The sequence below is a fragment of the Filimonas zeae genome (assembly GCF_014641615.1).
GTDB classification, from domain to species: domain Bacteria; phylum Bacteroidota; class Bacteroidia; order Chitinophagales; family Chitinophagaceae; genus Filimonas; species Filimonas zeae.
The window spans coordinates 73,068-87,461 of sequence record NZ_BMIB01000004.1; the positions used below are offsets into that span (position 1 = coordinate 73,068).

The following is a 14,394-nucleotide window of genomic DNA, read 5'->3' on the forward strand; positions in this document are numbered from 1 at the left end:
GGTATAATTTAATTTTTGTTTAAAACATTGAACCCTAAATAAAACTTGGCACGGCAAAGTTAACTATTGAGTCAACAAAACCAAATTTTTAACGCTTAATTTGCCATACTAAGTTGTTAATCAGACAGCAATTGCAGTGCCAATGTTGCTTTTAACATTTAATTTTATGTGGTTATATTGCAGTCAAGTTTAGAAAATGGAAGCAGCACGCCGGGTAATATCAGCAGAACTGGAACTGTTTGAGGCGCATTTCAGAGAGGCCGTTAAAAGCCGTGTAGCCTTGTTAGACAGGATTATGGGATATATAGTTAAGCGTAAGGGTAAACAAATGCGTCCGATGTTTGTATTCCTCAGTGCACGCCTGGGCGGCCCCGTTACTGATGCAACTTACCGCGCAGCTTCGCTGGTGGAATTATTACACACTGCTACCCTGGTGCATGACGATGTAGTTGACGATTCTCTTGAAAGGAGGGGATTTTTCTCCATCAATGCACTATGGAAAAACAAAATAGCGGTTCTTGTGGGCGACTATTTACTATCCAAAGGACTGCTGCTGTCCCTGGATAATGGTGATTTTCAGGCACTACAGATCCTCTCCCGTGCAGTAAAGGAAATGAGCGAAGGCGAATTGCTACAGATAGAAAAAGCCCGCAACCTGAACCTGGAAGAAAGCATTTATTACGATATTATTAAAGGTAAAACCGCCTCCCTCCTGTCTTCCGCCTGTGCCGCCGGCGCAAGTACCACTTTTAGCGACCCGGCTGCTGTGGCTAAAATGCAGCAATTCGGCGAAAAGGTGGGTATGGCTTTTCAGGTAAAAGACGATCTTTTCGACTACGGCAGCGCCAATGTAGGCAAACCCACCGGAAATGATATTAAAGAGAAAAAGCTCACTCTCCCACTTATATACACACTTAACAATTGTGATGCAGCACTGAGAAGAAAGCTGATTTACATTGTGAAGAACGAAAACACCCGGAAAGACAAAGTGAAATTTGTGATTGACGCGGTAAATGACGCAGGCGGTATTACTTATGCTACTAAAAAAATGCTATCCTTCCGGGATGAGGCGCTGGCCATTCTGCATGAATTTGACGATGGAGAAGTCAGGCAGGCCCTGGAACAACTGGTACGCTACACCACCGACAGGGAATACTAATCTGTGGATTGTTATTAATGACATTTTGACGAGCTCACTTATCCCTGTTCATGCAAAAACGCTGGAATATATTACCTACCTCTCCCCTGCAAACCCAGAGCCTTCAAAAGGCGCTGGGCGTAAATGCTACCATTTGCAGCATTCTTGTGCAGAGAGGCTATACTACTTTTGACGAGGCGAAACACTTTTTCAGACCTTCACTGGACCATTTGCACAATCCTTTTCTGATGAAGGATATGCAGAAAGCGGTTGACCGCATTAACCTGGCCATTGAAAACAACGAAAGGATACTGGTTTTTGGCGATTACGATGTAGACGGCACTACGTCTGTAGCCTGTATGTTCCGCTTTTTAAAAGCACTCCATCCACTTATCGACTTCTATATTCCTCACCGCTACAGAGAGGGTTACGGTATTTCTCCGGAGGGTATTAAATATGCCCGGGACAACTACTTTTCACTGGTTATATCGCTTGACTGTGGAATCAAATCTGTAGATCTGATTCAACAGGCACTCGATTATGGTATTGATTTTATTGTGTGCGATCACCATCTGCCAGATAATATACTGCCACCTGCGCATGCCATTTTAAATCCCAAACAGGAAGATTGCCCCTATCCTTACAAAGAACTTTGTGGATGTGGCGTTGGTTTCAAGTTAATGCAGGCTATTAGTCAAAGCAGAAATCTCCCCCCCTCCTCTTATTTGATATATCTGGATCTCGTAGCTACTGCTATTGCTGCGGATATTGTACCTCTGAACGGTGAGAACCGAACATTGGCCTATCTGGGGTTACAGCAGATTAACACCAAACCATGTTCGGGTATTAAAGCATTGATACAAACCGGAGGCATTACTTCCGAAGTTAATATAGGTAACCTCATATTTGTAATTGCACCACGCATTAATGCTGCGGGCAGAATGGACGACGCCCGTAAAGCAGTTCAGCTGTTTGTGGAAGAAGATCTTTCCAAAGCGCTGCAGATAGCACAGTTACTACACAGTGATAACACCGACCGGAAAGAAGCAGACCTTTCTATTACAGAAGAAGCGCTGCATATGATCCGTACAGATGAACGGCACCCGCAACGCAGAACCACCGTATTGTTTCAGGAACACTGGCATAAAGGTGTAGTGGGTATTGTGGCTTCCCGCCTTATCGATTCGTTCTACCGCCCAACAGTGGTGCTTACTAAAAGTGGAGATATTGTGGCAGGCAGTGCCCGTAGCGTAACCGGCTTTAATTTATACGAGGCCATTCACGCCTGCCGCGAACATCTGGTGGGTTACGGTGGACACTTTGCCGCTGCCGGGATGACCTTACTACCCGACCAGGTAGAAGCCTTCAGCCAGAAATTTGAAGAAGTAGTAGCAGCCACCATCACTGAGGCATCATTGGTTCCGGAAATTATTATAGATGCAGAAGTAAGCTTTCATGAGTTCACTCCTACTTTCTATAATATCCTTACACAAATGGAGCCGTTTGGCCCGGCCAATATGCGGCCTGTTTTTGTAAGCCGTTATGTAAAAGACACCGGTGCTTCCAAAATAGTAAAGGATTTACATATACGATTTGTGGTTAAACAAGGAATAGTACCGCTATCGGGTATTGGCTTTAACATGGCGCATCTGTTTCCTTTGCTGCAAATGAATCATCCGGTTGATATTGTATACACACTGGATATGAATGAGTGGAATGGGGAGAAATACCTACAAATGAAGGTGATTGATTTTCGCCTTTCAGAGCAGCAGGCTTAAGGGCAATAAGAACCGCGTCAGCCGACAACTGATTCCATTAGCTAGTCAAACGAAAAGAGGGTGTATCAAACTTTGATACACCCTCTTCTTCTTATATCGTCATAATACGAACTAGCTCAACAAAGCCACACTTCTGTTAATGAATTCTGTAAGGCTTGCACCTTTCAGTAATCCCTGAGAAAGTAAGGCGAGATCTGCCAGGTTACGGATCTGATTTTCCTGCTTTTGTGTATCTACTTCTTTTAATAAAGTCTGATATACTTTGTGGTTACCGTTTACAGTAAGGGTTACCTCATCCGGCATATTGGCATAAAAGGCGCTCATACCACCGCCGCCCATGCCGGCCATGTCTTTCATGCGGCGCATGAATTCCGGGCGGGTAGCTATTACCGGCGCGGAGTCAGCACTCAGACCTTTTACTTCTACTTTTAAAGTCAGGTCAGGTACCTGGAAGCCGAATAAGCCTTTAAGCTTTTCTTCCTCTTCGCCAGACAGAACACTGTTGCTGTGCTCCTGTACATCTACCAGGTTATCGGCAATATCAGAGTCTACACGCACAAAGTGCACGCTGTCCCATTTCATTTCCATCTGGTTGATAAAAGCATTATCAATCAGTGTTTCCAGTTTAACTACCTTATAGTCTTTCCCTTGTGCAGCTTTAATATAACCATCCTGCTGTACCGGATCGGTAGTATAAATAATTACGGTTTTACCGTCTTTGTTTTTCTGGACAGCTTCTACTGCGGTTTTATATTCTTCCAGCGTATAAAATTTCTTGTCAGCAGTATCCTGCAGTAACAGAAACTTATTGCCTTTGTCCAGGAATTTGTCGTCGGTCATCATACCGTACTTCACAAACAGGCCCAGGCTGTCCCACTTCTCTTCAAAAGAGTTTCTTTCATTGCGGAACATTTCGTCCAGCTTGTCAGCCACCTTTTTGGTAATGTGCGCGTTAATCTTCTTCACGTTCGGATCGCCCTGCAGGTAGCTGCGGCTTACGTTCAGCGGAATATCCGGGCTGTCAATTACACCATGCAGCAGCATCAGAAACTCAGGTACAATATCTTTTACCTCATCGGTTACAAATACCTGGTTGCTGTACAGCTGAATTTTATCCTTCTGTATTTCGTAGCTCTGTTTAATTTTAGGAAAATACAGAATACCAGTAAGGTTGAACGGAAAATCTACGTTCAGGTGTATCCAGAACAGCGGAGTTTCGCCCATAGGATACAGCTCTTTATAAAAATTCTGGTAGTCCTCTGTAGTTAACTCAGAAGGCTTTCTTACCCAGATTGGATTGGGATTGTTGATAGGCTTTTCTTCCAGTTCTTTATCCTTTTCCTCTTCTTTTACTCCTTCTTCGGAGAAGAAAATAGGCACGGGCAGGAAACGGCAGAATTTCTCCAGAATACCGCGGATACGGTAACCGTCTAAAAATTCAGCGCTGTCTTCGTTAATATGTAATACAATGCGTGTACCACGCTCTTCTTTTTCAATCTCGTTCAGTTCAAACTCAGGGCTGCCATCACAGCTCCAGTATACACCGGTAGCACCTTCGCGGAAGCTTTTGGTAAATACTTCCACCTTGTCGCTCACCATAAAGGCACTGTAGAAACCTAAACCAAAGTGACCTATAATATTAGCGTCTTTGTACTTGCTTAAAAATTCTTCTGCACCAGAAAAAGCCAGTTGGTTCAGATATTTGTCTACCTCTTCGGCAGTCATACCTACCCCTTTATCAATAATGCTCAGGGTTTTCTCTTCCACATTCAACACCACATCAATGCGCAGGTCGTTTAAATCACCTTTAGCCTCACCAATGGAAGACAGGGTTTTCAGTTTCTGGGTAGCATCAATGGCGTTACTCACCAATTCACGCAGAAAAATTTCATGGTCGCTGTAAAGGAACTTTTTAATGATCGGGAAAATATTCTCCGTCTGAACACGAATTTGTCCTTTTTGCATATTCAAATACTTTTTGGTTCATTTGTTCAAACAAAGTACCAGTAATATAAAAACGCCAATTTGACGGGTTGACAATTTACCGCTGCCCGGTTTGAACGCTTTATGTATGAACCTGTACTGAACCGGTAGTATACAAACTACTTTACAGCTACCTATAAAAGGGCATTTATACAGGTTTTCAACTATTATAAGCCCCGCAATGCCACAAACTGCCTTATATGGGCGCGCAATGCAAAAATGACACATCCCGCTATCACCTGTCTAAAGCAAAGAAGCTGCAGAATGAATATTCTGCAGCTTCTTTGCACTTAAAAACACTATACTAACCTAACCTTATTATTGTTTGGTAACCACCACGTCTTGTACCACATCGGTGTTGCTGGTTACAGAGAAAGTTTGTTCAATCTTCTGATTACCAACACGAATGATAAAAGTGGGGTTCATTTCTGACTCTTCTTTCAGAATGTGGATGGCCTTGTTGAAAGTAGAGTCGTTGTAACGGCCCTGGAACAGTACATCACCCGCATCGTTTTTGATAATGAGGCTGAACTTCTGTGCAGTAGGGTTGTCGAATTTTACGCGGAAAACAACACTGTTGTCGTTGTAACCTGCGTATTGTACAGAAACCTGTTTAGCAGAAACCAGTGTTTCCTTTTTTTCATTTTTCTCAGCGGCCTGAGCGCTAACTGCCATTACAGCAATAACTAAAGCGGTAAAAGAGAATTTTGCAACAGCGGAACGAACATTTAAACCTTTCATAATTTAATTTTTGATGTTACCACTGGCGAACAAACGTTTCAGAATAACCTTGTGATTACCTTATTATCACAGTACAAATGTAGAAGGAGAAAAAGGGTAGTGCAAACCATGTTTAGACCACTTTTATTATCGCAAATGTGCCAAACAAACACACAACAACATGTATACCAACACCTTGTAAGCAAAGTTATTACGACATCCAATTATTATTGAAAGAAAAATAATTTCTCAGATAAGGCTGTTCTCACGGGCAAAATTCACCACTCCGGCTGTGTTTTTCAGGTTTAGCTTGCGCAGAATGTTCTTCCGGTGGGTAGAAACGGTGAATTCACTTATATATAAACGATCACTAATCTCTTTACTGGTTAACTCCTGACCTATCATCTTAATAATCTCCACCTCCCGGCGTGTAAGCTGGTAACGCTTCATAAAATCGTCCAGAAACCAGGTGTTTTCTTCCGCAGGTGTTTCCTCTGCCTCTGAATAATGCATACCACCTTCTAAAATCAGTTGAATTACTTCACGCAGCAAGGCAGCGGGGGAATTTTTTAGCAGATACCCTTCTGCACCGGCTTTGCGTATTTCGGCCTGTAGTTGTGGCTGGCCGTAGTTGGTAAGTACCAGCACCTTTATTTTAGGATAGTTGCGCTTAATAATAGAAAGGGCCTTTACGCCATCCAGCTGTGGCATGTTCAAATCCAGTAGTACCAGATCTACCTGTTCGCGTTCCAGTACATACAACAGTTCCCGTCCATTGTTTACCGCAGGCAGCAACTCCCACTCTGTATTGGTATTTAATACAGCGGAGAGTCCATCTATCAGTAACTGATGGTCATCGGCTATAATCAGGCGGTAAGGCATAGTTATCTGTTGGTTTGGTAAGGGTATAAGGTATTTCTATGTTCACCATGGTTCCCCGGCCTTCGGCAGACTCTATTACCATCTGCCCTTCCAGGTAATCCACTTTACTCTGTACACTGCGTAAAAAAAACGTACCGTTACTGTCTGGCTTCATGCCGGCACCATCATCTTCTACCATAATGCCAATACTATCTTCGTGCTCAATCAGTTGCACCAGTACATGAACCGCCTTCGCATGTTTAAGTATGTTCTGCAGCAATTCCTGCACTAAACGGTATAAGGTGTTTCTGAAGTTGACGGATATATTGCTGTTCTGTTCAAACCCTATCAGCACCAGCTCTACCTGAATTTTGCCGGACTGATTGGCCATGCCCACGAGGTTTTCTACCGCACGGCGAAACCCGTATTGCTCTATAGCCAGGGGGGATAGCTGGTGACTGATGCTACGGATGGAGTGACTTACCATCTGCAATACTTCACCGGCCTGCTCCATTTTGGCCATACTTTCCCAGCCCTGCTTTTCGCGGGCAGCATCCAGATTCAGGGAGGCCAGCGACAGCAGGGAACCTACTTCATCATGCAACTGATCGGCCACTGCTTTCCGTTCATTCTCCTGTACAGAAACAATGGTATCGGTAAGGCGTTTTTGTTCTTCACTTTTCTCTGCCAGCAGGTCCTCCCGCTCTCTGCGGTAACGGTTAAAACGTTCAGCCATACCAAACATTATAATCATCGCTTCCAGTACCACACCGGTAAACATACCATAACGGCCCGGAAAAGGTGTAAACAGGGGGTGGCCAAAATGGGAAAGGCTCTCAGCAAATGAAAAAGCAAACAGCACTATGGTAGCCAGAAAATATACTTTGGCCAGCCTGCTGCCCTTGCGTATTTTCTCTATCAGACTGGCAAAATATAGTACGGAGTATACCACCGACAATAAAGTGATAAACCGAAGGAACACCAGCATAAACGCTCCTGCGCGGGTATAATCAAATGGCCATAACACCAGCACCAGCATCAGTATACAACAAACCTGCACCACTTTCATGGGGCGGTAACACCAGCTATCCTTTCCCTGCCCTATAAACAATTGCAGAAACTGTATGGACACCAACATGGTGGCACCCAGAAAAAACGGGCGGGACCGGCTGGGAAAATAAGACGATGATGGCCATAGGTACTGAAAGCCCAGCCCTTTGTCAGACCATATCCACATAGAAAGGCAAAATACATACAGGGCGTACCAGATATACAGCTGATCTTTAGTGGTTACAAAAAGAAAACATCCAAACAGCACCATCAGCAGCGCAACGCCCGACAACAAACCATTCACCAGCGATTCCTGCGCAATGGTGGCTGCCAGCTGGCTGCGGGTTACCAGTTGCAAAGGTGCCTGTAGCGATTCAAAATGCTTATCAATCTTCAGCAGGTATAATGGAGCACGAGGTTGTAACGGCAGCGCAGAATAGTTATATAATATGGGGCGTTGATGAAACACGTAACCATCGCCGGTAAACGCGAGGGAATCAATGCTGCCCTTCGGTGTTACCCGATACCATTCCAGATAATTGATGGCAGCGTTATTTACCAGTAATACTTCCTCTTCATTCAGCGTATCAGCAGCAACTGCAATCCAGAATACGGAACCGGTAAAACCGGGGTTCAGAAACAGATTATCCATTTGCCGGAAAGCCCCTTGCCAGTATTGGAGCAACACGTCCGCAGGCTGAAAGGTACGGCTGGTATCTTCCCATACATAAAACACCGCGTTAGATTGCGGAACAGAGTTTTGTGCACGCAGGGTAAACACCTGTAGCAAAAGCAGTAGTAATATGGTGGCAGTATAAAGGGTGCGCATACCTATGGCACCAAAAATACTCATAATTAGGTATTGGCAAATGCGGGCAGCTCCGATAGTTTAGCTGCTCCCTCTCCCCTTGCTACATAAAAAAGCCCTTCATTGCTGAAGGGCCTTTTTATTTATTTCTTCTGGTTCTTATTTTTCATATCCTGTATTTTTTTCTGCTGCTCCATTACCGCAGAATACTTTTCCTGCCACTTGCTCTGTGTTTTAGGCTTCTTACGGTTGGCATCCATTTTAGCCAGAATTTTCGCATGGTCTATAATGTAATGCTGAATTACAAACTGCATTGCCAGGGTAATGAGGTTAGATACTGTGTAGTACCAGGTCAGTGCCGAAGGCAGTTTGTTAAACACGAAGAACAGGATGAAAGGGAATATGTAAGGCATGTACTTCATGGCAGGGTTATCCTGCGTAGGTGTCATGCTCATATTGTAAATAGAAATAAGGAAGCTGGTTAATACCGCTGTAATGGTAAACAAGCTCAGGTGATCGCCCAGGCCCCAGATATTGAAAGGGAAATGAACGATAGTGTCATAAGCGGATAAGTCATCACTCCACAAAAACCCTTGCCCACGCAGTGCGATGTTAGAGTTAAAGAAGCTATACAATGCAAAGAAGATCGGAATCTGTAACAGCGCGGGAATACAACCACCTACTGGGTTTACACCTGCTTCTCTGAACAGTTTCATCTGCTCCATGGCAAAAGCCTGCTGATCGCCGTTCAGTTTCTTCTTCAGTTCATCCAGCTCAGGACGCAGTACTTTCATTTTAGCACCGCTGAGGTAGCTGGTGTACGTTAAAGGTGAAGTAACGAGACGGATAAACAGCGTCAGGAACAGAATTACCCAACCGTAATTGCTTACCAGGCTGGCGAAGAAGTTAAACACCGGCATGATGATGAACTTGTTAATAGGACGTACAAAAGAATATACGTCGCGGCCCAGGTTCACAATCTTATCCATTTCAGGCGCTTCATTTTTCAGCACCTTGTATTCGTTAGGTCCGAAGAACAGTTGGAAAGGCGCATTGAAATTAGCTGCCGGCGTACCTTTGTACTGGAAGGTTGCCACTACGTTACCCAACACGGCAGAGGAATCTGTTTTACGGTTCCACTTAACAGAACCACCACTGGCAAAGCCGTTTTTAGCTACCAGGGTTGTGTTGAAGAACTGCTGAACTGCACCTACCCATTGAACAGGCTTTTCAAAAGTTCTTTCGTTTTTGGCAGACATATAGTCGAAGCTGTTATCCTCAGAAAAACATACATTGCTCTGTTGTCTTTCATATTCCAGTGAGCCTTCATGTCTTTCAGGAGAAACATACCAGCGGATACCCATGGTATTGTTGGTAAGCAGTTTGTCTGCACCCACAAACCCCACGTTCCAGTCAATCATGTAATCGTTAGCCTTTACCAAATAGGCATGGGTAACAGACTGGCCGTTAGCCGCCAGGGTAAAGCTGATGGTTTGGCTGCCATCTGCATTTTTTACTACCTGAGAGGGGGTAAAATATAAGTCCGTTACATCTGCAATTTGTCCGGGCGCTGTGTTGATGGGGTAGGTTAACTCATCGTTAGCACCACCATTTAATACCACGGGCTTTTTATCGTAAGAAGCGTAATTTTTCAGTTGTACCTGCTTAACGGAACCACCTTTATTAGAGAAAGTAATTTTCATTACCTGGTTCTCCACCACTGTCAGTTGTTCAGTACCGTTAGCAGCACCTAAAAAGGTACCTGCTTTGTTTGCTCTTGCGGCAGAATCCTGTGCGGCTGCCTGTGCTCTGGCTAACGCAGTATCAATAGCAGGGATTTTGGATTTCTCCACCAGGGCAGTAGAATCTTTCTCCCGCTGCTGCTGTTCTGCAATCAGCTTCTGTTGTTTGTTCGTGTACCAGAAAAAACCAAAAAACAGAATACCCAATAATACAAACCCAATGACCGTATTCTTATCCGTCTTCATATATGACTATAAAAATTGAGCGGCAAAGGTAGGGTTTGCAACGTAGAACGCCGCCCCTTTTGGGACGGCGTTCGTAAAAAGCTGTATAATTTAACTATTACGCCTTATCAACGGCCACCACCGGGGCAGTTTCTGCGTAAAAACTCAGTAAACGTGCTTTTCAGGTGCTGGCTGGTGCCTTCGCCTTCAGAAATAGCGTGCGTTCTGTTGGGGTAGCTCATCAACTGAAACACTTTGTTGTGTTTAACCAGTTCATTAATAAGCATTTCAGTATTCTGATAGTGCACGTTATCATCACCGGTGCCGTGTATCAGCAGCAGTTTGCCGCGGAGGTCCTTAGCATGGGTAACGGGTGAGCCGTTTATAAAGTCTTCCCGGTTTTCCTGCGGAATACCCATGTAGCGTTCCTGATAAATATTGTCGTAGGTAAGCTGGTTGGCTACCGGGGCAATGGAAATACCTACTTTATAAATATCGGGGTATTGAAACAGCAGGTTCAGCGTAGTAGAACCACCACCACTCCAGCCCCATACAGCCACGCGGCTGCTATCTACATATGGCCACTCAAGTATCTTTTTGGTTGCCAGTGCCTGATCGCGGATGTTTACCTGACCAATGTTGCGATAAATAGCTTTACGCCAGGCTGCTCCTTTAGGTGCAGGGGTGCCGCGGCCATCCAGACTAATCTGTATATAACCATCTGCTGCAATATCACCACTGTACAAACGGGTGCTGCCGGTACCATAGCTGTCCTTCACGGTTTGGGAGGCTGGTTCGGTATATACGTTAAACAGTACGGGGTATTTTTTAGTCGCATCAAAGTTGGCGGGCTTCACCATCCAGCCATCCAGTGTTACACCTTCTTCGGTAGTTACCTGAAAAAACTCAACAGGATATACCGGAGTACCGGGGCGGCGGCTGGCATGTTTTTCTGTACCGGGCAGGGCGGTGTGCGCTGGAAGGCTTACCCATTCCTGCATAGGCAGGCTGTTAGCAGAAGAAAAAGAGTGCATGGCATAAGCACCGCTGGGCGATACTTCGTAACCATGGGTGCCTTTTTGTGTGGCGGGTGATAACAGCGTTGCTTCGCCACCGGATATATTTACACGGTACAGGTACTTTTGGGTGGCATTGTCAGGAGAAGCCATGAAGTAGATGTTACCTGTTTTATCGTCAATGGCCTGTATAGTAATGATGTCATATTTACCGCTGGTAACCAGTTTCTCTGATTTGCCATCGCGGCTTACCAGGTAAATGTGGCGGTAGCCGTCTTTCTCAGACACCCATAAAAAGTTTTTACCATTGTTCAGCCATTCCCAGCCGGTAGGATCATCTGCCCAGCGTGCTTTAATATCTATCCATGCTTTGTCCGTTTCGGAGTAGATAGCACGGGCGGCACCGGTAGTGCTGTTACACAGGAATATTTTGCTTTCGTTCTGTTTTCTGTTCAGTTGCTGCAATATCAGCTCGGTAGTGTTGTTAGCCCATTCCATACGGGGAATGTAGTGCTGGCGGCTATCGCCGGGCACCTGCATCCAGGTAGTTTTAGCTGTGGTAATATCCACTACACCCACTTTGCAGGGAGAAGGCGCTTCACCTACTTTGGGATATTCTACCGGTACGTTGAAGGAATAAATAGAATCGGTGGTATTCAGCATCAGATAGTTTCTGATCTGGCGGGCATCTATCTGCCAGTAAGCAATGTGTTTGCTATCGGGGCTCCAGCGGAAACCATCGCGGCAGTCAAACTCTTCTTCATATACCCAATCGAACGTACCGTTAATCATACGGTCGGTACCGTCTGTGGTAAGAGCTTTGATAGCGCCGTTTTTTACATCTTCCACATATACGTTATGCTCACTTACATACGCTACTTTATTACCATCGGGTGAGAATTTGGCAAACATTAAAGAAGAAACCGGCTTTCCTTTACCCAGCTGACGTAAACTGCCGGTATTGAGATCGAGCACCCAGTAATCGCCGCGGGTATCCTGGCGCCATACTCTTTGTGTATTGGTATAGATGAGTGCTTTTTTACCATCTTCTGAAAAACTGAAGTTTCTCACTTTTAACGGAGCAGTGCTGCCGGCAGGGGTAAGCTTTGCTTTTTCTATCACTACCTTACTGGAAAAAGCGGGCAGCGTATACAACACAATTCCATTGTCTTCCGCTTCGTAATAACCTTTACCATCGGCAGTCCAATGCTGTGCGGTTGCCTGCAGCGATAAAAGCAGACAGGTCAAAGCAGCTAGTTTACGTACTTGTTTCATGTTGATAAGAGTAATTAAAACGCCAATTTACAGGAATGACATAAAAAAACACGAAATACACACCTGTAATGTGTATTTCGTGCTGTGGTAAAACAGTTACCGGCCTGCACCGGCGTACTGCTTATATAATTTCGCCCTGTAACACAGGGTTCTTCATGCTGCTCTTTTTCTCGTTGTATTGCTTGGCTGCTCCTACAAAGCTTACGAACAGTGGCGCCGGGTTTTCTACGGTGCTCTTCAGTTCGGGGTGGTATTGTACGCCAATAAAGAATGGGTGTGATGGCACTTCCATAATTTCCACCAGACCGGTTTCGGGGTTGCGGCCGCTCGCCTTCATACCGCTGGCTTCATACGCATCCAGGTATTTGTTGTTGAACTCGTAACGGTGACGGTGACGCTCGCTGATGCTAAGGCTGCCATAGATTTTCTCTGCCAATGTACCGGCTTTGATATCGCAAGGGTAAGCGCCTAAACGCATGGTACCACCCATCATGGTAATCTGCTTCTGCTCTTCCATCATGTTAATTACCGGGTCAACAGTATTAGCATCCATCTCGGTAGAGTGCGCTGTGGCCAGTCCCAGTACGTTACGGCCGTATTCTACTACTGCCATCTGCATACCTAAACAGATACCGAAGAAAGGCAGGCCGTTTTCACGTGCATACTGAATGGCAACAATTTTACCATCAATACCACGCATACCAAAACCGGGGGCTACCAGTAAGCCGTCAAGGCCCTGTAACTTTTCAGCTACGTTTTCCTGAGAGATATATTCACTGTGCACATTTACAATCTGCACCTTGGTTTCGTTCATAGCACCGGCGTGTACAAAGCTTTCGAGGATAGACTTATAGGCATCCTGTAACTCAATGTACTTACCAATTAAACCGATGGTTACTTTGGATTTAGGATATTTCAGTTTATCCAGGAAGCCTTTCCATTTGTCCAGTACGGGCTCTTTATAGTTAGTCAGCTGAAATTTCTTCAGACAAATCAGATCCAGCTTTTCACGCAGCATTTCCAATGGCACCTCATAAATAGTAGGTGCGTCCATTGCTTCGATAACTGCTTCTGGTTTAACGTTACAGAACAGCGCTATTTTACGTTTAATATCGTTGCCCAGCGGCTCTTCTGTACGGCATACAATTACATCAGGATGTACACCTGTTTCGCTCAGCATTTTAACACTGTGCTGTGTAGGCTTGGTTTTCAGCTCTTTTGCTGCTTTCAGGTAAGGCACCAGTGTAAGGTGTATTACGGCTACATCTTCTTCAGGCAGCTCCCACTGTAACTGACGTACCGCTTCAATAAACGGTAAGCTTTCAATATCACCTACAGTACCACCTATCTCGGTAATTACAATATCATATTTACCATCTTTACCCAGCAGCAGCATTCTGCGCTTGATTTCATCGGTAATATGCGGAATAACCTGAACGGTTTTACCCAGAAAAGCACCTTCACGCTCTCTGTTAATTACATGCTGATATATACGGCCGGTAGTAACGTTGTTAGACTGGGTAGTGAAAATGTTCAGGAAACGCTCGTAGTGGCCCAGGTCAAGGTCCGTTTCAGCACCATCTTCCGTTACATAACACTCACCGTGTTCGTAAGGATTTAATGTACCGGGGTCTACGTTAATGTAGGGGTCCAGTTTTTGAATAGTTACGCTAAACCCACGTGCCTGTAACAGTTTGGCCAGTGAGGCCGCAATAATACCCTTACCCAGACTACTGGTTACACCACCAGTCACAAAAATGTACTTTGCCATATATAATGGTTGTTATATTATACTCTC

At 44.9% G+C, this 14,394-nt stretch carries 9 protein-coding genes; 2 read left to right on the forward strand and 7 right to left on the reverse strand.

Annotation, left to right across the window (positions count from 1 at the left end; genetic code table 11):
* The first annotated feature begins 196 nt into the window (after positions 1 to 196).
* Together IEY13_RS19070 and recJ are read left to right on the forward strand one after the other, a co-directional pair.
* Positions 197 to 1,159: a polyprenyl synthetase family protein gene (locus IEY13_RS19070; RefSeq protein ID WP_188955178.1), complete on the forward strand. Its 963-nt coding sequence runs from the start codon at positions 197 to 199 to the stop codon at positions 1,157 to 1,159.
* 50 nt (positions 1,160 to 1,209) lie between these two features.
* A complete protein-coding gene (gene recJ, locus IEY13_RS19075; protein WP_188955180.1) occupies positions 1,210 to 2,916 on the forward strand; it encodes a single-stranded-DNA-specific exonuclease RecJ in 1,707 nt (568 codons plus the stop codon).
* A 111-nt stretch (positions 2,917 to 3,027) separates the two neighbouring features.
* Here recJ and htpG read toward each other — a convergent pair whose 3' ends face one another.
* The 7 genes from htpG to pyrG all read right to left on the reverse strand — a co-directional run bounded on the left by htpG (position 3,028) and on the right by pyrG (position 14,367).
* Positions 3,028 to 4,881, reverse strand: coding sequence for a molecular chaperone HtpG (gene htpG / locus IEY13_RS19080; protein WP_188955182.1), 1,854 nt, complete (start codon positions 4,879 to 4,881; stop codon positions 3,028 to 3,030).
* A gap of 336 nt (positions 4,882 to 5,217) precedes the next feature.
* Positions 5,218 to 5,640, reverse strand: coding sequence for a hypothetical protein (locus tag IEY13_RS19085; protein WP_188955184.1), 423 nt, complete (start codon positions 5,638 to 5,640; stop codon positions 5,218 to 5,220).
* A 228-nt stretch (positions 5,641 to 5,868) separates the two neighbouring features.
* Positions 5,869 to 6,501, reverse strand: a complete 633-nt coding sequence (locus IEY13_RS19090; RefSeq protein ID WP_188955186.1) for a response regulator — start codon at positions 6,499 to 6,501, stop codon at positions 5,869 to 5,871.
* Positions 6,473 to 8,383: a sensor histidine kinase gene (locus IEY13_RS19095; RefSeq protein ID WP_188955188.1), complete on the reverse strand. Its 1,911-nt coding sequence runs from the start codon at positions 8,381 to 8,383 to the stop codon at positions 6,473 to 6,475. The genes IEY13_RS19090 and IEY13_RS19095 overlap by 29 nt, the downstream gene beginning before the upstream one ends.
* 98 nt (positions 8,384 to 8,481) lie before the next feature.
* Positions 8,482 to 10,326 (reverse strand): membrane protein insertase YidC, encoded by a 1,845-nt coding sequence (yidC, locus tag IEY13_RS19100; RefSeq protein WP_188955190.1) that lies wholly within the window; start codon positions 10,324 to 10,326, stop codon positions 8,482 to 8,484.
* A gap of 107 nt (positions 10,327 to 10,433) precedes the next feature.
* Complete coding sequence (locus tag IEY13_RS19105) at positions 10,434 to 12,596, reverse strand: S9 family peptidase (protein ID WP_188955192.1); 2,163 nt, start codon at positions 12,594 to 12,596, stop codon at positions 10,434 to 10,436.
* 121 nt (positions 12,597 to 12,717) lie between these two features.
* Positions 12,718 to 14,367 (reverse strand): CTP synthase, encoded by a 1,650-nt coding sequence (pyrG, locus tag IEY13_RS19110; RefSeq protein WP_188955194.1) that lies wholly within the window; start codon positions 14,365 to 14,367, stop codon positions 12,718 to 12,720.
* Positions 14,368 to 14,394 lie beyond the last annotated feature (27 nt).

Bases quoted from the DNA above. Each gene is read 5' to 3' on its own strand.
- pyrG (WP_188955194.1), bottom strand. From the start codon at position 14,367: ATGGCAAAGTACATTTTTGTGACTGGTGGTGTAACCAGTAGTCTGGGT.
- recJ (WP_188955180.1), top strand. From the start codon at position 1,210: ATGCAAAAACGCTGGAATATATTACCTACCTCTCCCCTGCAAACCCAG.
- IEY13_RS19090 (WP_188955186.1), bottom strand. From the start codon at position 6,501: ATGCCTTACCGCCTGATTATAGCCGATGACCATCAGTTACTGATAGAT.
- IEY13_RS19095 (WP_188955188.1), bottom strand. From the start codon at position 8,383: ATGAGTATTTTTGGTGCCATAGGTATGCGCACCCTTTATACTGCCACC.
- htpG (WP_188955182.1), bottom strand. From the start codon at position 4,881: ATGCAAAAAGGACAAATTCGTGTTCAGACGGAGAATATTTTCCCGATC.
- IEY13_RS19105 (WP_188955192.1), bottom strand. From the start codon at position 12,596: ATGAAACAAGTACGTAAACTAGCTGCTTTGACCTGTCTGCTTTTATCG.
- IEY13_RS19070 (WP_188955178.1), top strand. From the start codon at position 197: ATGGAAGCAGCACGCCGGGTAATATCAGCAGAACTGGAACTGTTTGAG.
- yidC (WP_188955190.1), bottom strand. From the start codon at position 10,326: ATGAAGACGGATAAGAATACGGTCATTGGGTTTGTATTATTGGGTATT.
- IEY13_RS19085 (WP_188955184.1), bottom strand. From the start codon at position 5,640: ATGAAAGGTTTAAATGTTCGTTCCGCTGTTGCAAAATTCTCTTTTACC.